Source organism: Pseudomonas pharyngis, assembly GCF_021602345.1.
GTDB classification, from domain to species: Bacteria; Pseudomonadota; Gammaproteobacteria; order Pseudomonadales; family Pseudomonadaceae; genus Aquipseudomonas; species Aquipseudomonas pharyngis.
This window is the reverse complement of sequence record NZ_BQID01000012.1, coordinates 83,221-104,259: the sequence shown is the minus strand read 5'-3', so window position 1 is coordinate 104,259 and position 21,039 is coordinate 83,221. Positions and strand designations below refer to the sequence as shown.

20 protein-coding genes are annotated in these 21,039 nt (G+C 60.3%); 7 read left to right on the top strand and 13 right to left on the bottom strand.

Going from position 1 to position 21,039, the window contains the following annotated elements:
• Positions 1-101 precede the first annotated feature (101 nt).
• Positions 102-602 (bottom strand): thiol peroxidase, encoded by a 501-nt coding sequence (gene tpx, locus L6D74_RS22855; protein ID WP_102686276.1) that lies wholly within the window; start codon positions 600-602, stop codon positions 102-104.
• A gap of 270 nt (positions 603-872) precedes the next feature.
• Here tpx and L6D74_RS22850 point away from each other — a divergent pair, with 270 nt between their 5' ends.
• The 3 genes from L6D74_RS22850 to L6D74_RS22840 all read left to right on the top strand — a co-directional run bounded on the left by L6D74_RS22850 (position 873) and on the right by L6D74_RS22840 (position 4,085).
• A complete protein-coding gene (locus tag L6D74_RS22850) occupies positions 873-1,298 on the top strand; it encodes a YciI family protein (RefSeq protein WP_064596264.1) in 426 nt (141 codons plus the stop codon).
• Between the two features lie 148 nt (positions 1,299-1,446).
• Positions 1,447-3,093, top strand: a complete 1,647-nt coding sequence (locus L6D74_RS22845) for a J domain-containing protein (protein ID WP_236190485.1) — start codon at positions 1,447-1,449, stop codon at positions 3,091-3,093.
• Positions 3,090-4,085, top strand: a complete 996-nt coding sequence (locus tag L6D74_RS22840) for a DUF3829 domain-containing protein (protein ID WP_236190483.1) — start codon at positions 3,090-3,092, stop codon at positions 4,083-4,085. The genes L6D74_RS22845 and L6D74_RS22840 overlap by 4 nt, the downstream gene beginning before the upstream one ends.
• Before the next feature lie 49 nt (positions 4,086-4,134).
• On the opposite strand, the gene L6D74_RS22835 is transcribed toward L6D74_RS22840, so the two are convergent.
• From L6D74_RS22835 to L6D74_RS22820, 4 genes are all read right to left on the bottom strand, one after another.
• Complete coding sequence (locus L6D74_RS22835) at positions 4,135-4,806, bottom strand: DUF3313 domain-containing protein (protein WP_064596259.1); 672 nt, start codon at positions 4,804-4,806, stop codon at positions 4,135-4,137.
• A gap of 156 nt (positions 4,807-4,962) precedes the next feature.
• Positions 4,963-5,937 (bottom strand): hypothetical protein, encoded by a 975-nt coding sequence (locus L6D74_RS22830; RefSeq protein ID WP_064381826.1) that lies wholly within the window; start codon positions 5,935-5,937, stop codon positions 4,963-4,965.
• Between the two features lie 129 nt (positions 5,938-6,066).
• Positions 6,067-6,546 (bottom strand): DUF934 domain-containing protein, encoded by a 480-nt coding sequence (locus tag L6D74_RS22825; RefSeq protein WP_236190481.1) that lies wholly within the window; start codon positions 6,544-6,546, stop codon positions 6,067-6,069.
• On the bottom strand, positions 6,543-8,216 hold the full coding sequence (locus tag L6D74_RS22820; RefSeq protein ID WP_236190479.1) for a nitrite/sulfite reductase: 1,674 nt from the start codon (positions 8,214-8,216) through the stop codon (positions 6,543-6,545). The genes L6D74_RS22825 and L6D74_RS22820 overlap by 4 nt, the downstream gene beginning before the upstream one ends.
• Positions 8,217-8,568: 352 nt before the next feature.
• Here L6D74_RS22820 and ccoN point away from each other — a divergent pair, with 352 nt between their 5' ends.
• Both ccoN and L6D74_RS22810 read left to right on the top strand, forming a co-directional pair.
• Positions 8,569-9,996: a cytochrome-c oxidase, cbb3-type subunit I gene (gene ccoN, locus L6D74_RS22815; protein ID WP_236190478.1), complete on the top strand. Its 1,428-nt coding sequence runs from the start codon at positions 8,569-8,571 to the stop codon at positions 9,994-9,996.
• Positions 9,997-10,011: 15 nt separating this feature from the next.
• Positions 10,012-10,233, top strand: coding sequence for a hypothetical protein (locus tag L6D74_RS22810; RefSeq protein ID WP_064596255.1), 222 nt, complete (start codon positions 10,012-10,014; stop codon positions 10,231-10,233).
• 246 nt (positions 10,234-10,479) lie between these two features.
• On the opposite strand, the gene L6D74_RS22805 is transcribed toward L6D74_RS22810, so the two are convergent.
• Positions 10,480-10,971 carry a hypothetical protein gene (locus tag L6D74_RS22805; RefSeq protein ID WP_236190476.1) on the bottom strand — a complete coding sequence of 164 codons (492 nt, stop codon included), beginning with the start codon at positions 10,969-10,971 and terminating at the stop codon, positions 10,480-10,482.
• Positions 10,972-11,086: 115 nt separating this feature from the next.
• Complete coding sequence (locus tag L6D74_RS22800; protein WP_236190474.1) at positions 11,087-11,596, bottom strand: GNAT family N-acetyltransferase; 510 nt, start codon at positions 11,594-11,596, stop codon at positions 11,087-11,089.
• 409 nt (positions 11,597-12,005) lie between these two features.
• Here L6D74_RS22800 and L6D74_RS22795 point away from each other — a divergent pair, with 409 nt between their 5' ends.
• Positions 12,006-12,377, top strand: a complete 372-nt coding sequence (locus L6D74_RS22795; RefSeq protein WP_236190472.1) for a DUF6124 family protein — start codon at positions 12,006-12,008, stop codon at positions 12,375-12,377.
• 174 nt (positions 12,378-12,551) lie between these two features.
• Positions 12,552-14,864 carry a hypothetical protein gene (locus tag L6D74_RS22790; protein ID WP_236190471.1) on the top strand — a complete coding sequence of 771 codons (2,313 nt, stop codon included), beginning with the start codon at positions 12,552-12,554 and terminating at the stop codon, positions 14,862-14,864.
• Between the two features lie 595 nt (positions 14,865-15,459).
• On the opposite strand, the gene L6D74_RS22785 is transcribed toward L6D74_RS22790, so the two are convergent.
• From L6D74_RS22785 to L6D74_RS22760, 6 genes are all read right to left on the bottom strand, one after another.
• On the bottom strand, positions 15,460-16,437 hold the full coding sequence (locus tag L6D74_RS22785) for a LysR family transcriptional regulator (protein ID WP_236190469.1): 978 nt from the start codon (positions 16,435-16,437) through the stop codon (positions 15,460-15,462).
• A gap of 71 nt (positions 16,438-16,508) precedes the next feature.
• Positions 16,509-17,456, bottom strand: a complete 948-nt coding sequence (locus L6D74_RS22780) for a peptidylprolyl isomerase (RefSeq protein WP_236190467.1) — start codon at positions 17,454-17,456, stop codon at positions 16,509-16,511.
• Positions 17,453-17,920 carry a YbjN domain-containing protein gene (locus tag L6D74_RS22775; protein ID WP_236190465.1) on the bottom strand — a complete coding sequence of 156 codons (468 nt, stop codon included), beginning with the start codon at positions 17,918-17,920 and terminating at the stop codon, positions 17,453-17,455. Before L6D74_RS22775 ends, L6D74_RS22780 begins: the two co-directional genes overlap by 4 nt.
• Positions 17,921-17,949: 29 nt before the next feature.
• A complete protein-coding gene (locus L6D74_RS22770) occupies positions 17,950-18,579 on the bottom strand; it encodes a hypothetical protein (protein WP_011333921.1) in 630 nt (209 codons plus the stop codon).
• A gap of 17 nt (positions 18,580-18,596) precedes the next feature.
• Positions 18,597-20,294 carry a putative porin gene (locus L6D74_RS22765; protein ID WP_236190463.1) on the bottom strand — a complete coding sequence of 566 codons (1,698 nt, stop codon included), beginning with the start codon at positions 20,292-20,294 and terminating at the stop codon, positions 18,597-18,599.
• Between the two features lie 39 nt (positions 20,295-20,333).
• Positions 20,334-21,038, bottom strand: coding sequence for an energy transducer TonB family protein (locus L6D74_RS22760; protein WP_085646437.1), 705 nt, complete (start codon positions 21,036-21,038; stop codon positions 20,334-20,336).
• Position 21,039: the final 1 nt, after the last annotated feature.

The following is a 21,039-nucleotide window of genomic DNA, read 5'->3' as shown; positions in this document are numbered from 1 at the left end:
CAATTTACCTTCCACTTACGTTTCAAGGTGTGAGGCAAAACACTGATACACAAATGAAAACGGCCTGGACAGAGCCAGGCCGTTAACAATTGTAAAAGCGCTTACTTGAGAACGGACAGCGCCGCTTCGTAGTTAGGCTCTTCGGCAATTTCCTTGACCAGTTCGCTGTGCAGGACATTGTCGTTTTCGTCCAGTACAACCACCGCACGGGCGGTCAGGCCTTTCAGCGGGCCGTCAGAGATGGCCACGCCGTAGTTCTCGAGGAACTCGGTGCCGCGCAGGGTCGACAGGTTTTGTACGTTCTCCAGGCCTTCGGCGCCGCAGAAGCGAGCCTGGGCGAACGGCAGGTCAGCCGAGATGCACAGCACCACGGTGTTGCTGATGTCGTTGGCTTGAGCGTTGAACTTGCGCACGGAGGTGGCGCAGGTCGGGGTGTCGACGCTTGGGAAAATGTTCAGCACTTTGCGCTTGCCGGCGAAGTCTTTCAGGGTGACGTCGGACAGATTGCCGGCTACCAGGGAAAAGGCTGGCGCCTTGGAACCGGCTTGTGGCAGTTGGCCGTTGACTTGAACCGGGTTGCCTTTGAGCGTGACTTGAGCCATGAACGGAGTCCTTCTTAACGTTGTTGGGAAAGCATGCAAGAGGCAGAAGTTAACCACGAAATTGTCCGACGACCTATGCCTGGACTGAAATTGTCATGTGCTGGCACACAAAACTGGATACACGCTCTCCAGTCCCTCCAAGTCCCCGCTCTCAATGAGGGTGATGCTTGTTAAAACACGAGTCTGCATCTTTTCTTTAACGACCTGTCGATTAAGACCCCGGCCGTTCGACTAAGCCATGAATCCCCCACTCACCTGCGGAGAAACACCATGCGCTTCATGATCATTGTCAAAGCCAGCCACGATTCCGAAGCCGGCGTGATGCCCAGCGAACAGTTGCTGACCGACATGGGCAACTACAACGAAGAATTGGCCAAGGCCGGCATCCTGGTTTCAGCCGACGGTTTGCACCCCAGCAGCAAAGGCGCCCGCGTACGTTTCAGTGGCGAAAAACGTAGCGTGATCGACGGCCCGTTTGCCGAGACCAAAGAGCTGATCGCCGGCTACTGGATCTGGGACGTCAAGTCCAAAGAGGAAGCCATCGAGTGGGTCAAGCGCTGCCCGAATCCCATGCCGGGCACTGAATCGGAAATCGAGATTCGCCAAGTGTTCAGCGCGGAAGATTTCGGCGCCGAGTTCACCCCGGAACTGCGCGAGCAGGAAGAACGCATACGCGAGCAAGCCAAAAAACACTGAAGCCCCGAATCGAGCACGTCAGCATTTCCGTAAGGCCGGTGACGACTGAGCGAGACACGGGGACTTTTCGACGCGAAACAGGTAGGGTGCGCAACATCACAATGCCACCACTGGATCGCGTCGCGTTTTTTATGGAGTTGTCATCGCAATGAGTTGCTGGACCGTCCTTGGCCTGTCGGCCGACGCCGATGTGCGCACCATCAAACGCCAATATGCCGTCCTGCTCAAACAGACCCGCCCCGACGACGACCCCGAGGGTTTCCAGCGGCTGCGCGATGCTTATGAGCAGGCGCTGGCCTACAAGGAATGGCAGCAGTATCACGAGCAGAATCAGGATGAAGAGCAGGAACAGGGTATTAAAGAATCCTGGGACCTGAGCGGCCTGACCGTGGTCGAGGTCGATGCCCTGCAACTGGCGACCCGTTCGCTGGACGGGCTCAGCGTTGAAGAGCTGAATCATCGCCATGCCGTCACCCTCGAACAGGGTTGCGCGCATTTCTTCGAAGACACGGTGCTGCATCATTGCATTGAACACCCCGAGACTTCGCAGACGCTGGTGGAATGGGCCATCCCGACTTTCTTCTGGTTCAGCGCCTGGCAACGCCTCGAACTCGACCACATATCGATAGACCTGTTGCTGGATCGACAACGCGCGCGCATTGTGCAACCGATGCACGATGCCCTTGAACGCGAAGACGTTGAAGGTTTCCTCCAGGCCTACGAGCGTTGCGGGGAGCACAACTGGCTCGCGATTGCACTGCAACAGGAATGGTTCAACCGGATGCTCAGCCATTTACTGCTGGATGCCCCGGTCTGGTCTCCCGAGATTTTCGAACGGGTGCGCGCCGGTCAAGGCTGGCACGGCTGCACGGGAAATCCCTGCCCTGACGGCGAATGGCAACGCCTGCTGGCTCGACAAAATGCGCCGCTTTTCCTGGCTCACCAGCAACAACTGGCCACGGAGCCCGCCGCCACCCCCGAACACCGCGCCGCCCGCCTGCTGCTGGGCACCGGCTCGTTCAGCGCCCGCCGCGCACTGGCCCGACGCCTGCGCGAAGAAGACTGGGCGCAGTGCCGGAAACTGAGCTCTGAGCTGTACGCCAATCACCCCAAGGTCTGCGCGCAGATGCCCGGCGGCACGGCGTTTTTCTGGCAAAGCTGGGAACTGAGCTTTAATGACTGGCCGACGTATGTGGGCGTTGTGCTGGCCTGCCTGATCGGCTCGTTCACCCATTACATTCCGCTGGGCCTGCGCCTCAGCGGGCTGATCAATATCGTCATGATCTCGACCGTGGTGTTCGGCGTGATCGTGGCCGGGCTCAATTGGTTGGTGCACAACGTTGCTCATCGTGTATGGCGGCTGGATGACCGGCTCAGTGCAAGCCTTTGCCCCGGTGCTCTCAAAGACTCGCCGCCGTTCGGCGTGTTGCGCGACCTGGTGCCCGGCGCGTTGATGGTGGCCGGGCTCAGCTGGTTTTTCGGCCCGATTGCCGGCGGGGTGTATGCCTTGACCCTGGCGACCTTCGGACTGGTGCGGCGCTGGCAGTCCAGGCCACGGGTGTCCTGGGAAGAGAACCAACCTGCCGTGAAAGTCGGCGTGACGATCCTCGGAATTCTGGTGCTGGCCCTCGTGCTCGGCGTATTCAAAGTGGTCGCCAGCCAAGGCACGGTCAATCGCAATCAGGGCCTGCAACCCTGGACCGAACGTTTGTGCAGCCGCTTGCCGGCCACCACCGCCGAATGCAGCGCACCGGCCACCGATGAACAGTGGTACGGCAAGGAGGCGCGCCCATGACCACCAGAGTGATGTTTTGCGTCGGGATCTTCTTCGCGCTGGTGATCATGGGGCTGACGGGCGCGACACGCCCTTTCCTCCAGCTCGATCTCTGGCTGGACGGGCGCGATGCGCCGATCACCGCCCAGGCCAATGCGCTGAGCCCGGTGATCGCCTGCGTCAACCGGATCGACGTGCAATGGCGAGTGGCCTACGACCGCTACAAGAACCCTCAACCGCCCTTGCCCCGCGACCAGCGCTGGTTGAAGAGTCTCAATGATTTCGACGACAGCGACGCGTTCAATGTGCGAGACATTCAGCGCGATGTCTGCGGTCAGGACCTCACGGAAAAACTCGAACTGTTGGCCTGGCAGCCTGAACTGGCGCGACAGGCGAACGAGTACGTCCGGGCGCTGAGTCACGTCACGACCACCATTGCCCCCACGCGTTTTTACCGAGAGGCGAGCTTCATCTCCGGATCACAACAGCCCTCCTCTGGAGAACTCGCTGCCATCGAGCGTGTGTCACAGGAGTACATCGGCGCCTCGACCGCTCTGCGGCAAAGCCTGATGTCGCTCGACGCCGCGCAACGTGCCGAACAGCTCAAACTGATCGAAGCGCGTCTGGGCAGGGACATTCATTGGGATTTGCTGGCGTACATGATTCAGGCGCGGGAGACCGTCGACGCGCTCGACGAAGCGATGAAAAACCGCACCCTCACTCCGAAATTGCTGGCCGACACCACCGCAAAGCTGCAACAGGCGTGGAACCGTCGCGAACCCTACCTCGCACCACGTACGGGTGGATTCCAGAACAAGACCGATGCCGCACGGGACCTGTGGCTGCGCATCGGCGAGCCGGGGCAAAACTATCTCGAAGCATTGAACACCCTGCAAGCCGACTGGCAGAACCACGCCAAGCCCGAGCGTTTGAGCGAGGACTACTATGCCGTGACCCGCCGTTACGACGGCTTGCTCAGCCATTACAACCGCCTGGCCCGCGCCAGCTTCTGACGCAGTGCACACGCCGGATCGTCCTCAGAGGCGACCCGGCGTGCCGGTCTTACTTGGCCTTGAGCTTGAGGTAGGACTGATGCAGATCCGCCGCCCAGCCATCGATCACGCTTTTCACGTCATCGGCCTTCATCACCTGCGAATCGTTTTCCAGCGGTTTGCCGGTGCCTTTGCGCACCACCTGCGCCGCCACCTTGTTGGTGCCGCCATCGAGGAACACCGCCTCGGTCGCCAGCGTGGTTTCCTGATCACGAATGCCGCTGGCGGTACTGACCGCTGCCGCCACCAATGCCACCGGAATCACTTCATAGGCATGCAGGCCTTCGGTCTTGCTGCTCACGGCGGTGATCGCCGCGCGTACCACGATCACACCAGGCCCGGGGCCTGAAGCCAGTGGCAGGGATTTACCCAGTTCACGCTTGAGCGCCTGATCGTAATAGCTGGTGATGCCGTTAAGGGTCTGCTGCGGAATCTTCACGGTAGGTTGCGGTTTGGGATAGAGCTGGGTCGGTTCGACGTAGAAGCTGGTGAATTTGCCGATGTCGACTTTCGGGTCGATCCAGCGCATCACTTCGGCCCCCGACGGGGATTTGGCCTCCCTCAACTGGCTGTAGTCCTTGAGGAAGCCTGAGTACTCGTCGGGTGCGACGGTTTTGCTGGAGCAACCCACCACGCCCAGCGTGGCAATGCACAGGGTGCTCATCATTACGGCTAGCTTCATGCTGTAACTCCTGTCGGAAGGCCGAATTTATTGCGTCGGGGGAGTTACAGGTATAGCTAAATTCGCGCCGTTTGCGTTCAGAAACCCCAACATTGCGCAACGTCGGGTCCGGACCTTTGAAAGGTCCGGACCATCACAGGCGCTCAAGGCTTTCTTCTACCAGCTCGAAGTCTCCCCACTCCTCAACGCCATCTCCCGCCGACTGTTGGCCCGCATCGCCTTGATCAGCGACACCGTGCCCACCAGCAAAATCGCCGCACCGAACAGAAAATCAATGTTGTACAGCTGGAAATCCTGCACCGGCCCCACCAGCACCGTGCGCACTACGCCAATCCCCACCAGCGTGGCAAGGAAGTCGATCCCCGGCTCATCGCGGTAGAACACCAGCAGCAACGGCAGGCACAGCACCAGCAGCATCAACAGCACCACGACCTTGAACGAGCCTTTGCGCTCGACGCTGAACGCGCATTCGTGGGGGCCGTAGGCCTTGTAGTCCTCGTCGCGGATCATCGAGTTTTTCTCGTTGATGTAGTCGGCGCGGTTGTACTTCTGGATCGGCGTGAAGGTGTTGGACATCTCCATCAGCGTGGTGATGTTCTTGAAGCGCAGGTCGATGCGCTCGCTACCCTTGAGGTAATACAGGACTGGCTTGTAGCCGTAGCGATAGGTGTCGAAAGGAAACTCGGTGACCCGGCCCTGGACGCTGATCGGCCGCGATTCGAGTTCGGCGAACGCGCTCTTGTCGGTCGAGGCGAGGTTGCGGCTCAGGGGCAGGACTTTCACCTGTTCGAGGAAGATCGGCGTGACGCCAAACGACCACTGCAACGGTTCCAGGCGCAGTCGCAGTTCGTTGCGGCCCAGGTCGTAGCGGTTGAAGGTGCGCTCGGAGACCACCACCGCGCCGCTGAGCATGAACTCGCCGCGCAGGTTGTTGGTGATGCGCAGGGTCAGTTGATCCTTGCCCAGCAGCGCCGCTTCGGTGTTCGGCGGCGTGCCGCACCAGGCGGTGCTTTCGCCGACACCACCGAGCTGACCGCCACGGTTTTCGTTGAATACATAGATGTAACCGGCCCACAGCGTCACCATCAGCAGCAACGCGGTGATGCCCAGAATTTTTTTGCCCGGACTCACTGATCAGACTCCCTTCTTCGTTCCGTCGTCCAGCCGAAAACCCGCTGGCGACGGGGACTCTACCAAAAGGCCACCATCGACCCAAGGAAAAATCCCCGATTCATCAGGGTTCTAAGGGTTTCCCCTGCATCACCGGCGCCGGAACAACGGTCGCGGCTCGATCACCGAGCGCCCGTACACCACGCTCATCCCGGCCAGGCCCTTGAGCGCATCTTCGGCGGACTTGTCCTCGCGCACGGCGAAGCTGTCGAAACCGCACTGGCGCATGTGGCTGAGCTGGTCGCGCAGCACGTCGCCAATCGCCCGCAACTCGCCTTTCCAGCCGAAACGACTGCGCAGCAGATAGGCCTGGCTGTAGGCGCGGCCGTCGCGAAAGCTCGGGAAGTCGAGGGCGATCAGTGGCAGCGAGCTCAGCCATGGCAGCAGGCTTTCGACGCCGTCGTCCGGGCCGAGCCAGACCGCATGGGTCGAGGGCGATTCGAGCCAGTGGGCCAGCGGCAGAATCAACATCCCGGCGCTGGGCTCTGTTTCAGGCGAGCGGATCAGCGTCCATGGATCATCGAGCACGATCCGCGCCCCACTCGCCTCCATCCGCAGCAGATTGTTCATACCGAGGCCTCCAACGCTTTCGGGTAGACCCGCTCCTTGAACGGCTCCAGTCCGATGCGCGCCACGGTATCGACGAACAATTCTTCAGCTTCGCGATAACGCACGAAGGTGCCGATGATCCGCTCGATCACCTGCGGCACTTCGGCGGCGCTGAACGACGGGCCGATGACCTTGCCCAGTGCGCTGTTCTTGCCCTGCGCCCCGCCGAGGGTGATCTGGTACCACTCGCTGCCGTTTTTATCGACGCCGAGAATCCCGATGTTGCCGATGTGGTGATGGCCGCAGGCGTTCATGCAGCCGGAAATGTTCAGGCTGATGTCACCGACGTCGTGTAGGTAATCGAGGTTGTCGAACCGCGCCTGAATCGCCTGGGCAATCGGGATCGACTTGGCGTTGGCCAGCGCACAGAAATCACCGCCGGGGCAGGCAATGATGTCGGTCAGCAGGCCGACGTTGGCGGCGCCCAGCCCGTGCTCTTTCGCCAGTTGCCACAACGCATACAGCTCGGACTTGGGCACATCCGGCAGGACGATGTTCTGCTCGTGGGCGATGCGGATTTCGCCGAAACCGAAGCGCTCGGACCACTCGGCCACGGCCTGCATCTGCGCATCGGTGACGTCCCCCGGCGGCGAGGCCAGGCCCGGTTTGGTCGACAGCACGACGCTGGTATAGCCCGGCACTTTGTGCGGCTGAACGTTGCGCGCGACCCAACGGGCGAACGCCGGTTTCTCCGCCAGGTGCGTGCCGAAATCCAGATCGGTGCCCGCCAGCGCTTGGTAGCTCGGCGGCACGAAAGCACTGGCGACCCGCTGGTATTCATCTTCGGTCAACTGCGCCGGGCCGTCCTTGAGGTGTTGCCATTCCTCCTCGACCTCTTTGGCGAACGCCTCGATGCCCAGCGCCTTGACCAGAATCTTGATCCGCGCCTTGTACTTGTTGTCGCGCCGGCCGTGGCGGTTGTAGACCCGCAAAACCGCCTCGACGTAAGACAGCAAGTGTTGCCACGGCAGGCCGTCGCGGATCTGCAATCCAAGGATAGGCGTGCGCCCCAGACCGCCGCCGACGATCACCCGCAGCAGCATCTGACCGTCACGGCCGGGGTAAAGGTAGAGGCCGATGTCGTGCATCATGATCGCCGCGCGATCCTGCTTCGCCGAGCAGATGGCGATCTTGAACTTGCGCGGCAGAAACAGGAATTCCGGGTTGATCGTCGACCATTGCCGCAGGATCTCCGCCAGCGGACGCGGGTCGATCAACTCGTCCGCCGCGACTCCGGCGAAGGCTTCGGTGGTGATGTTGCGCACGCAATTGCCCGAGGTCTGGATCGCATGCATGTTGACCTGCGCCAGACGCTCGAGAATGTCCGGCACCTCGTGCAGTTCGATCCAGTTGAACTGCATGTTCTGCCGGGTGGTGAAGTGACCGTAACCACGGTCGTAGTCCCGGGCGATGCTTGCCAGTGTGCGCATCTGCTCGGCGCTCAAAGTGCCGTAGGGAATCGCCACCCGCAGCATGTACGCGTGCTTTTGCATATACAGGCCGTTTTGCAGGCGCAGCGGCAGGAATTCCTCGTCGCTCAACTCCCCGGCCATGAAGCGCTCGACCTGATCGCGAAACTGCGCAACGCGCTCGAACACCAGCGCCCGGTCGTAATCATCGTACTGGTACATGCAGCGGCTACCTCATCAGTTTTGATCGCGGTCAAGAACTGTGGGAGCGGGCTTGCTCGCGAATGCGGAGTGTCAGGCAACTGACTTGTTGGCTGACACTCCGCATTCGCGAGCAAGCCCGCTCCCACAGGATTTTTCCCGACTATGGACGAACGGCGCAGTGCACAACAGATTCACCTGAACGCATAAAAACCGTATCAGGACGCGGCAGATGGCCGCAGGCAGCGCCTGGATCTGATCCGCATAAATGATCAATTCCTGAGCCTGTTTTGTTTCCGGTGGGGTTTCTACAGTGCAGTTCGAGCCAGACCGGGTGGCCTGGCAAGACTTTGCAACCGTGGATGAACTGACCATGAGCACAGCAACAATCGGACAGGCTTATAACTACAAGGTCGTCCGCCAATTCGTCATCGCGACTGTTTTCTGGGGTGTCGTGGGCATGGCGATGGGGGTATGGATCGCCTCGCAACTGGTATGGCCGGACATGAATCTGGACCTGCCCTGGACCACCTTCGGCCGCTTGCGACCGTTGCACACGAGCCTGGTGATTTTCGGTTTCGCCGGCAGCGCGCAATTCGCCGCAAGCTACTACGCGGTGCAGCGTACCTGCCAGGTGCGGCTGTACTCGGACAAACTCGCAGCCTTCACCTTTTGGGGCTGGCAATCGGTGATCGTGATCATGCTGGTCACCCTGCCGCTGGGCTACACCACCACCAAGGAATACGCCGAGATCGAGTTCTCCGGCGCGGTGTGGATGGCGGTGGTCTGGGTCGCGTACGCCGTGGTGTTTTTCACCACCGTGGTGCAGCGCAAGACCAAGCACATCTATGTCGGCAACTGGTTCTTCGGCGCGTTCATCCTGGTGATCGCCATGTTGCACGTGGTCAATCACCTGTCGATTCCGGTGGACTGGTTCAAGTCCTATCCGGTGTACTCCGGCGCCACCGACGCCATGGTGCAATGGTGGTACGGGCACAACGCGGTGGGGTTCTTCCTGACCACCGGGTTCCTCGGGATGATGTACTACTTCGTGCCCAAGCAAGTGAATCGGCCGGTGTATTCGTACCGGTTGTCGATCGTGCATTTCTGGGCGCTGATCACCCTGTACATCTGGGCCGGCCCGCACCATTTGCATTACACCGCACTGCCGGACTGGGCGCAGTCGCTGGGCATGGCGATGTCGCTGATCCTGCTGGCGCCGAGCTGGGGCGGGATGATCAACGGGATGATGACCCTCTCCGGCGCGTGGCATAAATTGCGCACCGACCCGATCCTGCGCTTCCTGGTTTTGTCGCTGGCGTTTTACGGCATGTCGACCTTCGAAGGGCCGATGATGGCGATCAAGACCGTCAATGCCCTCTCCCACTACACCGACTGGACCATCGGCCACGTCCACGCCGGGGCGCTGGGCTGGGTGGCGATGATCACCTTCGGCGCAACCTATCACATGGTGCCCAAGGTGTTTGGCCGCGAGCGCATGCACAGTACGCCGCTGATCAACCTGCACTTCTGGCTGGCGACCATTGGCACGGTGTTGTACATCGCTTCGATGTGGGTCAACGGCATTACTCAGGGCCTGATGTGGCGGGCGATCAACGAGGACGGCACGCTGACCTATTCGTTCGTCGAAGCGCTGCAAGCCAGTCATCCGGGGTTCATCGTGCGCTTTGCCGGCGGGGTGTTCTTCCTCAGCGGCATGTTGCTGATGGCCTATAACGTGTGGCGCACGGTGCGGGTTGCCGACGTTGCACTCGCCCATCGTGAAGCGCAGATCGCCTGATCAAGGGAGCTGGTCATGTTCGATGTTTTATTGAATGTGTTGGGCGTGGTGTTTCTGTGGCTGGCGGTTGAGTACTGCCTGCGGCACGAGACGGCCGAGAGTCTGGATGAGGCGAGTCTGACGCCGTTTGCGGATGATCCGGAGGTGGCTCGGCGGGTTGAGTTGGCTACTGGTAAAACCGTGAAAGCGGTGGCGCCGGAGGTGGCGAAGCCGGGGTGGGTCAATCTTGAGATGTGAGGTGTGTCAGCCGCGCGGCCCTCACCCTAGCCCTCTCCCAGAGGGAGAGGGAACTGACCGGGTTGTACTTTCGAGTTACGCCGACCTGAAAAATCGAAGGTGAATGCAATATCAACAACGAAGAACTGCCCTTTCCCCGTGAACTGAGTTTTTGACAACCACGAAGATCTGCTCCCTTTCCCCCTCGCCCCCTTGGGGGAGAGGGTTGGGCGGGCGGCGTTCCGATGAGGGGGTAGGCTTTTGATCTTAGGTGCGGTCGCGAGGGATGAGGCTCTGCAGTTGCTGCGCGAGAAAATTCGCATCGAAGGCAAAAGTGTCCGGATCCTTCAACCCATTGGTCTTGCGCCACTGCCACTCCCCACCCGGCAGCCCCACCAACGAAACACTCCCATAACGCGCTGCCGTCAGCCCCATCACCGCCAGCGAAATCTGCCCGCCACTGCCCATCACATCCGGCACGAACTCCACCGGTTTGCCGGCAATCACGATGCTCAGTTTTTCAGTCTTGAAGGTTGACGTCTCAACCGGAGTGCTCGGCCCAAACGCCACATAAGCCTCGCGACTGACCTCCAGCAACCCCGGCGCCTGCATCGGTTCCAGCCATTGCTGAATCTGCCCGAACAACTCGGTAATCCGTGTGGCCCAGGTCGCCGATTGCGTCTCGAACAGTTGCTTCTTGTGCGCTTCGCTGTCGGCATAGTGGCGAAGCATTTCACCCAGTTGCTGTACGTCGTCCATTGCGGTGTTCCTTCAAGGAGCGATGCTGCGGACTTCGAGCATGGCAGATGCCGGTGACGGCCGTGCAAGTCATTTGCCTGCACGGTCGCCTCGTTAGCCATTGGCTGACAAAAGGTCAGCGTTTGCGCAGGCGCGCCATGCTCAAAGTGTCGACCCATTGCCCGTCACGCACCGCGTAATCGCGGAACAGGCCTTCGGTTTCGAAGCCGAACTTGCGATAGAGGCCGATGGCCGCCTCGTTGTCGGCGTACACCGAAAGCTCGACCCGGTGCAGGTTCATCCAGTTGTCGGCGATGTCCAGCGCTGCCGCCAACAGCTTCGAGCCCACACCCTTGCCCTGCCACGCCACCGCGACGCTCATGCCGAGACTGCCGGCGTGGCTGCGGCGAATTCGCGAAAAAGCCTCCAGCCCGAGATGCCCGATCACCGCACCTTGATGCAGCGCCACCAGTTTCACCATCCGTTCGTTTTCCGGCATCAGCCGCTGGCGCAAGATTTCGGCAGACTGAAACGGCATCTGCAGCACCTGCCGGGTCACGGCAGGGTCGTTGTAAAGCGCGGTGACGCCTTCGACGTGGGACTCGCTGAAGCGTTCGAGGTGAATGGCGGGGTTGTGCTCAGGCATGAAAGATCCCTCCTGGATCAGTGCGTGGCCGGTCACTGTAAACCGCTTCTTCACGGATTCGCCACGACTGTTTAAAGCCGTTGACCGAAACGTCCGGCAAGCCACAACGGCTTGCGCCATTGCCTACGCATCCGCCAGAATCCGCCGGCTTGTGCGCCTTGAGGCGGGCTCTATCGTTTCCGGGTCGCTGATGAATCAGCGATCGGGTTTCGCAGCCCGGATCAATCAAGGCGCCCAGAGCGTCGTTTCCGTTCAGCATTCTTTGCTGGTCGCGTAATGGCGGTTGTGCGCGGGATACCTTCGGGTATGCCGGGTTCCTTGATTCCCGGTCTGCGAACCCGCGTACAGCTGCCACCTCCATTCGTTTCGCAGCGAACCGTGGCAGCTCCATCAATCAGGGAGTACTACCATGATCAAACCAACGCCAAATCCACCCGAAACCGACACCACCTCACCCTACGAATCCCTCGACTCAAAGACCTTCCACGAAGCCGCCGAACGCGCTCTCGATCACTACTTCAATCCCCTGCTCCCCAGAAAACCGCTGCTCAAACCCAACACCCGCTACCTCATCGCCCCCGGCATCGACAGCGAAGAACTGCTGGCCGACGCCTGCGAAACCCTGACCTCGGCCAAAACCATGGCCACCGACTTCGCCGGGCTGGTGGACGGCTCGCATCGGCATGTGCTGCTGGGCATTGCGCAACTGATCATGCTGGGGGAACTGGCGGTGAATCGTGCGCTGGATAATCTGGAGGTGGCGGCTGAGCCCCGTGCCTGAGTGTTGAAACCGAAACGGCCCCTTAAAGGGGCCGTTTTGGCATGTGCAGGAAACCGTTCACCGATGACCATTCGTCTTGAAACCACGCTCACCTGTCAGATCTGACAGGTGACGCAATTCCCTTCTCATAGTTTGATGACTCCTGCGTCCCCAATTCGCTCCGGAGCATCGATTATGGCAACGCCAACCTCAACGCAAAACACCATCTTGACGCTTGCACCTCCTTTCGTGCAGGGCGCCACTATTCCAGTTATCGGTGCGCACATCGGTATCCCGCTTGCCATTTACAATCTGGTGCCTGACGGTCTGGGCGCAAGAGTTCGAATCGATCCGCCACAGGCAGGCACTGTCGATCCGACCGATACCATCGTACTGATGCTCAAGGGTGATTTGGCACCTCTGGACAGCAAACCTGTCGGCAACCCGAACGCCCCGATTGAAATGCGTATTCCAGTGGGCCGACTGAATCACGCCCGAGTCAACGAGCTGTACTACGACATAATTCGCAACAGCCAGAACGTCGGCTCTTCCACACCGATGCTGGAAGCGCTCTTCAACATGATCCGGCCCGGCTTGAAAGACGTCCGACCTGATATCGTGGGCCATTCCGAACTCGGAATGACGCTGCCTGACGAAATCAAGAACGGCGTCGGGCCAGGTTTTGTCAGCGCACAGGTGTGCTTCACCTATCCCTATTGCCGGGCCTACGACACGATCACGCTAAAGTGCAATGGCGAGATCGTCACTTTCAAAGTGGGCGCCAACGAGGCACCGCAACCACCTGCCCCCGGCTCGCCGGCACCGACCACCGTGTGTTTTACCGTGAATCGCGCATTTCTCGACAAAGCCATCAGGCCGAGCGGCACGCTGGATTTTTCATACACCGTGACTGATCAACTCCTCAATACGCCCGACCCCGACGCCGTGTGGTCAGCCTCGCAAACCGTCGACGAGAACCTAGACGGCAAACGCTTGCCAGGGGTCATCTACCGTGAACGACCGAACGATCCTGACGATGTGTCCGAGATCATTGACCTGGAACTGCTGAGCACAAACCGGCTGCAAGTGATTGTACTGACCAACGACTCGCGCCTGCTTGCGGGGGATGTCATCGATGGAACCTATACCGCAAGTGTTGAAGGTAAAGCGGACCTCGTGGTGCCGTTGAACGGAATCGTGGAAGCCGATGAGTTCGGGCAGAAAAAGGTCGTGATCCTGTGGATAGACAATGACAAGGTGATCGCCGGTAGCACAGTGAAGAGCGTGTATAAAGTGCTGCGCAATGGCACGTCTATCGGCCAATCGGTAGCAGCGACGGCCCGTGTGGTGGGTGAAGGGTTACCGAATCTGCTGCCACCACGGTTTCAGAAATCGGTGGCTGGTGTTCTGGACCCGTTGGATCCCGCTAACCTGAAAGGTGCAAACGGCCAGGTGGAAGTGCTCGGTTTCCGTCCCGGCGATGAGGCAAAACTGATTGCCGAAGGAGCGTCGGGAGCTGGTTCGCCGGTATTCGATTTCAAACCGTTGAATACAGCCAGCCGGGCCAACTTTCCGTTGGACAGCGCATTTCTTGCGGCGAACATGGGCAAATCGTTGAAGCTCCGTTATGTACTGCGGCGCGGTGGCAAGCCGTACGACTCGCAGGTACTGGATGCTTCGGTGAACAGAATTGCCGATTATGACCCTGCGTTGCCTGTGCCGAGGATTGATGACAACGACACAGAACTGGACGTTACAAAATTGTTACCGACATCCGAGTTTCGACTCGAGGCTTGGCCACATCAGGTGCCGGGGCAAACCGGGCATTTGCGGTATGAGGGGACGGACACCAATGACAAGCAGGTCGTCTACGACGATGAAGATATAGAGGGTGTGCCTCTGGGAATGGGAACGCTGACCCGGACTTTACAGCCTAAGCTGATTGCCTGGTTGCAAGCACTCAAGCATGGCAGTGACTTGAAGATAAGCTTCAGTTTGAACTATGACGGGAAAGCGAATAAGCAGGACGCAGTGAAGTTTCCTGCACGTTCCTATCTCGTTATTAGCAAGCGGGCAGTGCAAGAAAATTTCGACTCTCTCCCTGCCTTCACCTTCACCCAAGGCCAACCACGCGACATTGGCACCATGAAAATCACGCACGTCTCCGGCGCTGGATTGCTACAGATCGCCGCAATCACAAATCATTACCCTGGAAGAGTAGAGTTTCAAACACTAAAACTTAACGACAATATTAGAGTCGTTCAAATCGACCTTCCAGCAAAATATAGAAACGTCAGCTTTCACTACACCGATGTATCCCCCAGTAATAACGCGAGTGTCACTAGCTACACCAGCGGAAGTACAGTTGAAAGCAAACAGCTTCTAAGTCATGCAGCAGGCCCCGTACATATAATGAACCTGTACAGCACCGCCGGAATTGATCGCTTGGACATTCACAGCAATTACTCAGACGCAATCTATTTCGATAATTTCTTGTTTGAAGATTAATAAAAATGGGGACGCATTTATTTACCAGCCCCAACCATAAAAACCCGCGCTCTCCTTCAGCTGGGAGCGCGGGTTTTGTCATTTCAGTTCAAGCCAGCGCACTTGTTGAATTGTTTTGAATGTTATGTCCGCAAAGCCACGCAACCTTGCGCCATTGCCTACGCATCCGCCAGAATCCGCCGGCTTGTGCGCCTTGAGGGCCGGCTCTATCGTTTCCGGGTCGCTGATGAATCGGCGATCGGATTTGACCGTCCGACTCAATCAAGGCGCGCCAGTGCCCAAGACCGGTTTCAGATACCTTTCTGAATCCACGTGTCGCGGTGGCTGTGCGTGGGATACCTTCGGGTATGCCGGGTTCCTTGATTCCCGGTCGGTCAACCCGCGTACAGCTGCCACCTTTCGATTGACCGCCAACGGTTGCAGCTCCGTCTATCTGGAGTTGAAGGCTGAGGCGCCTCTGTAACCTTATCGTTCCCACGCTCTGCGTGGGAATGCTTCAACGGACGCTCTGCGTTCGGCTCTGGAAGGGACGCGGAGCGTCCCGGGCTGCATTCCCACGCGGAGCGTGGGAACGATCTACACGATCTAAGTCCGCCTACTCGAACCACTCCTGCCGCTCATTGAAAGTGCGTTGAATCAACTCAACCAACGTCCGCACCTCTTCAACCTCCTGCGATTCACTGTTCACCGCCAACCAAGCCTGCAACCGCATCGCCTCCTCAAACAACCCCGGCAACGCCACCAACCCGCGATCAAACCGGCTCATGTACATCGGCAGCAAACCAATACACGCGCTGCAACGAATCATCTCCAGCATCAGCTCGTAAGACTGCATCTGCACCACGCCGGCCAGGCGCTGTTCGACCAGTTCATTCCACGGCCGAAAGCTGTCGATCTGCCGGTCGTGCTGCCATTGCACCAGCATGAAATCGGCGAGGTCATCCGGGCTTTCCGGTCGTGCAGTCACGCGTGAATAGCGTTTGGCGATGTGCGGCTGGTATTCCAGTTGCGCCAGGCGTTGCGGTTCGCTGGTGGCGAAGGTCGGGCCGGGGTGCGGAGCTTCGCCGTGGGCGAGCCACAGCACGATGTCGGCGCTGACCGCGCGCAGGGCCAGTTCGCTGTCGAGGGCGATGATTTCCAGGCGCACGCTGGCGTTGCGGCGCAGCAGTGCGATGAGGTCGCGGCCAAGGATGTCATGCAGGATCGATTCGGCGACGGCCAGCCTGATCAAGGGCTGCTCAATCACCGGCAGCTTGCGTTCGTGGGCCAAAGCGATCAGTTGCGCCTGCAATTGCTGGCCTTCGCGGGTCAGGCTGAGGGCGCTGCCCTGAAAGCTGAACAGCGCGCATTGCAGTTGCTGTTCGAGCTGCGCCAGTTGCTTGCGCAGCAGGGTCGAGCGCACGTTGAGGCTGCGGGCGGCCTGCATGAAGCAGCCGCAACGGGCGCTGACCAGAAAGTATTGCGCGACGTCGCCGTCCAGGGTTGCGGCTTGCGCCAGCCAGGGTTCGTCCTTGTCCCGGGGCCAGCGGAAATCGGCGCTGCTCGGTCGTGCTGCGGGTTCGGTGAATGACATCGATGACTCCCTGTCGATCTTTGTTGTTTGCCTTTGCACACATTCCCTGTGGGAGCTGCGGTGGATCTGAATTACAGTTTTCCCTCCAGCACCTTGTTGAGCTCAGCCCCGTCGATGCTCAGCGTTGCGGTGTTGAGCATGCCGTCCAGATAGGCCTGGGCGATCTGTTCCTGACGCTGTGCCCGCAAGGCCTGGGTCAGTTGATCGCGCAACTCGTCGAGGGTCGCGGTGCGGGCCGGTTGTTGTTCGGTGAGTTTGATCACGTGGAAACCGGCGCTGCTTTGAACGGGATCGGATACCGCGCCAACCTTGAGCCGCGCCACCGCACCACGCACTTCCGGCACCAGTTGCTGCAGCGGTTGCAGGCCGGTATCTCCACCACGTTCAGCGGTGAGGCGATCCTGAGAAAACTCCTTCGCCAGTGCTGCAAAGTCCGCCGAAGTTGCCTGGGCCTTCTTGCTCAACTCCGTCGCCTGCTTGCGCACGGCCTCAAGGTTCTGCGGCTCATTCACTCCGAGGAAAATCTGGCTGACCCGATACAGCGCCGGCGTCTGCCAATTGGCCTTGCCCGCGTCATACGCCTGCTGCAACTCGGAAGCACTCGGGTAATCCACCGGCACTTTACTCACCGACTGCAAATAGTCGCGGAACACGATTTGTTCGGTGGCGGCGCGGGTTTGCCGAACCACGTCCGGACGCTGCGCCCAGCCTTGGGCATCGGCCTGTTCCAGCACGGCTTTTTCGGCCAGGCGTGAACGAATCCAGCGTTCCAGCGCCTCGCGATTGCCGCGCAGTTGCTCGCGGGTCTGTGGCGGTACGGCGGCCAGCAGCGCCTGCAATTCCTCCGGCGACACCTGCTGATTGCCCAACCGCGCCACCGCAGGCCCGCTGTTGGCCGCAATGACCGGCGCCGGTTGCTGGGCGGCGACCGGGTCATTGCCCGGCCGCACCACCAGCGCCACGGCCACCACCAACAGCGCCACCGCAGCGGCGCTGATTACCATGGCAGGTTTTGTCACAGCGCGACTTCCTCTTGCTCAACTTTTGGAGCCTGGGCGGCAGCAGCGTTCTGGGTGAAATCACGCAGGTAAACGATGAACTCCTGCAACAGGCGATCCCACAGTTCCAGGTTGCCGCGCAGGTGATCGTTGCTGACGCCCGCCGCTACGACTACGTCCATTTCCATCACCAGAAACTCACCCTGCAGCGACAACCGGGCAAAGCGGCGGGTCGCGTTCCACTGCTCCGCCACACCGGCCGGCAACTCGCCCTGCACGCGCAAGGCGCAGCTGAAGGTGAAGTCGACGTAGCTGCCCTGCTCCGCCACCGCCGGGTTGCCGAAACGCACGGCATAGCCGATGCCCTGGCTGGCGCTGAGCAACTGGACGATGCCGTTCTGTTCGGTCTGGTTGACGCGGTAACCGGCGGCTTGCAGGACTTCGGTCAGGGATTGCGGGGATACGTGGGAGATCAATTGAGTCATTACTTCTTCCTTGTCCATGAGTCTTTTAATCAGTGCGCAATCGCAGCTTGCGGCGCATCGAATTGAGTCTTGTACAGTTCGTCGCCAAAGCCCTGAGCCAGTTCATCGAACTTGACCCGGGCACTGCCGGCGAAGGGCTGGCGGATCTTCATCACCTCGGCCACATCGATGTTTTCGTAGGCGGTGAGAATCTGCTTGGCCACGCCGTACATCTGCTGATTCTTGACCGAACATTGCTGCACTTGTGTGTCACGTTCAGTCAATTGCGCTTGAAGCTTAGACCGTTCTGCCTCTTTGGCACGGGCCATGACCAACAACTCGTCATAGGCTTTCTTGAACTTGCCGGTCTGCTCGTTGCTGGCCGCGACTTGCGCCTGGGCCTGGCTGTGCAAGGCTTGCTGCTGCCCGGCCAGTTGCTCGGCGAGGCCTTTGGCCTTGGCCAGTTCGGCGGTCAATTGCTTGATTTGCGCCTGCGCAGCCTTGGCTTCGTTCTGCGCCGCCAGTTGCGCGGCGCTGGCCTGGGCCTGCTGGCTTTGCAGGGTTTGCAGCTGCTGGGTGGTGCTGCGCAACTGGGTGCGCAGGCGTTCCTCCATGCCTTCGGCGCTCGCCCCGGTGGCGATCAACATGCCGAGCCCAAGCCATAAACAGCGGATTTTCATAACCCTCTCCCGGCGCTTTAGAAGCGCGTGTTGATCTCAAGCTGCATGACGTCGATGTCGAACGGCGCGCCATACACCGCCTCCGAACTCAGCCAGCGGCCGGTGGCGTAGACGTTCTTCGCCAGGCCGTAATTGCCGCCCAGGAAGTAGCCCTTGGCGTTGGTGCCGCCGAGGTGGAACGACGAATCGTTGAAGCCGTCCGGCAAGGCATCCGGCTGGATGTACTTGTAGCCGGCGAACAGGTTCCAGTCGCCCTGCTTCTTCAGCTCCAGCGCGTTGCCGAGGGTGAACTGGACCATCCACGCATTGGCGCCGCTTTCGATGTTGCCGTTGCTGTCGAGGTTGTTGACCAGTTGTCCGGCCGAACGCTTGCGCATGTCGCCTTCGTCGTAGCCGAGGTTGTGGATGTAGTTGCCCTGGCTGCGCAGTTTGAAGTCTTCCGGCAGGTCGGCGTCCCACACCACGTTGAGGTCCAGCAGGTTGAATTCGGACGCCAGGCCAACGAACTGCGGTCGCGGCGTGGTGGTCGGGTTGAGCGGGTTCGGCGTGATGTCACGCAGCAGGAACACGCTGTTGCCCTTCTGCATGAATGCTGCGCGGGTGCCGTCGCTGTGGCAGCCCGGCGCTCCGGCCCAGGGTTCGCAAGGGCTGGAGCGCTGGCCTTCGATGTCGTCGAAGCGGTAGTAGGCCAGCGCGCCTTTCAAGCGGTTGTTGCTGTTGATCGCCCATTTGGCGCCGATCTGCGCGCCGTACAGCCATTTGTTGTCGCTTTCTTCCTTGTCGAAGCCGTTGCTGGTGGTGGTGTCGTTGGTGTAGTCCACCGGGAACGCGCCGACGGTGCCGAACACGCCCCAGTCGCGGCTGAGCTTGTGGTCGAAAATCGCCGCCACACCGTCGAAGTTCAGGTCGTTGGAATACAGCATGTCGGTGGACATGAACGGGTTGGCGAAACGGCCACCGGTCAGAGTCAGCTCATCCGACGGCTTCCAGGTCAGGTAACCCTGATCGAGCCAGATGTCCTTTTTCGAGAAGCCGCCGCCGAGGTTCTGGGTGGTCGACACCGGGTTGTTGTCCGAGCCGGTGCCGATGCGGATGCCGGCGGTCCATTCCGGCGAAATCTCCGCTTTCATGCCCAGCCGGGCGCGCAGGCGGAACAGGTTTTCGCGGTCTTCGCGGGTGTTGAGCAACGGCGGTAACGCGGTGCTGCTGTTGGGGTTCACGTCGTATGGGCCGTTGTTGTTGAGCTTGGCGAAGTCGACGATTTCGTTGCTGTTGCTGCCCGAGTAATAGCGCGATTCGTCACGCAGGCGAATGTCGCCGTCGAAGCTGATGCGCGACGCCCAGTCCGGGAACGTATTGGGCGCGGCCCAGTTTTCCTGCTTGGCGGTGGCCATGACTTCGGCCTTGACCTGATCGCGGATCTGGTCGCGCACTGCGGCCGGCACGTATTGCACCCGCACATCGCCAGGCGCTGCGACCGGCCCGGCTGCCACGGCGGTGGACGCCGCAGCCTGTTTGGCCTGGGCCGCCTCGTTCTGGGCCTGGGCGATCAGCGCGTCGGCCTTGTCCTGTTTCAGAATGCCCTGCTCGACCAGCAAGCGGATCAGATTGATCGTGGCGTTCTCCGAGGGCGCAGGCGCTGCCGCGGCCTGACCGACCAGGGTCGCGATGACCATGCCGACCGCCAGGGACAATCGATTCACGTTGGAAATCATCTGCACACAACTCCTTTTCATACAGCTTTATGAATTCGGTTAACCCGGACGTCGCCCTTGCAGGGACATGCGCACAGGCAAGGTGATGGAGGCCGGTGGCCGTTCGCTCAGGTGGGGCGCGTTACGCAAGGCGGCCAGCACCTGACTGTCAATCTCGGGGTTGCCGCTGGACTTGATCAGCTCGACCCGGGTGATCTCGCCGACGCTGCTCAGCCACACATCGGCCTGCAGCGAAAACGCGAGGTTGCGCAGGTCGGGGTTCTCGCGCAGCAGCTTCTGGAAAGTGAACGCCAGGAACTGGCTGTAGGTGCCATTACCCAGTCGCCCGCCGCCGGAACCGGCCATGCCGCCGCCCTTGCCCGCGCCGATGTTGAAGGCGTCGCTGCCGCTCTGGGCGTCGCCGTCCATTTGCATCGGGTTGGCCAGGTCGTCCGCCGGCGATGGCGGTGCCTCTTCCTCGGGCTTGACCTCTTGCGGTTCGGGCGTTGGCTCGGGCTCGACGATTTTTTCTTCCACCGGGGTTTCCGGCTCCGGCGGTTTTTCCGGCGGCGGTGGTGGCGGTGGCGGCAACGGAATGATCGTCGGCACCTTCGGCGCTTCCCGGCGGATGCCGCTCATGTCGTTGGCCCACTGCCACAACAGAAACGCCGCAATGGCGCTCAGCAGCAGCCCGGCGCCCCACTTCGCGTAGCGCAGTGGCGACTTCTTCACCGGCAAAGGCTCGATTGGCAGTTGTGCAGTCATC

Bases quoted from the DNA above. Each gene is read 5' to 3' on its own strand.
- tpx (WP_102686276.1), bottom strand. From the start codon at position 602: ATGGCTCAAGTCACGCTCAAAGGCAACCCGGTTCAAGTCAACGGCCAA.
- L6D74_RS22765 (WP_236190463.1), bottom strand. From the start codon at position 20,294: ATGATTTCCAACGTGAATCGATTGTCCCTGGCGGTCGGCATGGTCATC.
- L6D74_RS22770 (WP_011333921.1), bottom strand. From the start codon at position 18,579: ATGAAAATCCGCTGTTTATGGCTTGGGCTCGGCATGTTGATCGCCACC.
- L6D74_RS22810 (WP_064596255.1), top strand. From the start codon at position 10,012: ATGTTCGATGTTTTATTGAATGTGTTGGGCGTGGTGTTTCTGTGGCTG.
- L6D74_RS22790 (WP_236190471.1), top strand. From the start codon at position 12,552: ATGGCAACGCCAACCTCAACGCAAAACACCATCTTGACGCTTGCACCT.
- L6D74_RS22805 (WP_236190476.1), bottom strand. From the start codon at position 10,971: ATGGACGACGTACAGCAACTGGGTGAAATGCTTCGCCACTATGCCGAC.
- ccoN (WP_236190478.1), top strand. From the start codon at position 8,569: ATGAGCACAGCAACAATCGGACAGGCTTATAACTACAAGGTCGTCCGC.
- L6D74_RS22850 (WP_064596264.1), top strand. From the start codon at position 873: ATGCGCTTCATGATCATTGTCAAAGCCAGCCACGATTCCGAAGCCGGC.
- L6D74_RS22760 (WP_085646437.1), bottom strand. From the start codon at position 21,038: ATGACTGCACAACTGCCAATCGAGCCTTTGCCGGTGAAGAAGTCGCCA.
- L6D74_RS22820 (WP_236190479.1), bottom strand. From the start codon at position 8,216: ATGTACCAGTACGATGATTACGACCGGGCGCTGGTGTTCGAGCGCGTT.
- L6D74_RS22795 (WP_236190472.1), top strand. From the start codon at position 12,006: ATGATCAAACCAACGCCAAATCCACCCGAAACCGACACCACCTCACCC.
- L6D74_RS22825 (WP_236190481.1), bottom strand. From the start codon at position 6,546: ATGAACAATCTGCTGCGGATGGAGGCGAGTGGGGCGCGGATCGTGCTC.
- L6D74_RS22775 (WP_236190465.1), bottom strand. From the start codon at position 17,920: ATGACTCAATTGATCTCCCACGTATCCCCGCAATCCCTGACCGAAGTC.
- L6D74_RS22840 (WP_236190483.1), top strand. From the start codon at position 3,090: ATGACCACCAGAGTGATGTTTTGCGTCGGGATCTTCTTCGCGCTGGTG.
- L6D74_RS22835 (WP_064596259.1), bottom strand. From the start codon at position 4,806: ATGAAGCTAGCCGTAATGATGAGCACCCTGTGCATTGCCACGCTGGGC.
- L6D74_RS22785 (WP_236190469.1), bottom strand. From the start codon at position 16,437: ATGTCATTCACCGAACCCGCAGCACGACCGAGCAGCGCCGATTTCCGC.
- L6D74_RS22800 (WP_236190474.1), bottom strand. From the start codon at position 11,596: ATGCCTGAGCACAACCCCGCCATTCACCTCGAACGCTTCAGCGAGTCC.
- L6D74_RS22845 (WP_236190485.1), top strand. From the start codon at position 1,447: ATGAGTTGCTGGACCGTCCTTGGCCTGTCGGCCGACGCCGATGTGCGC.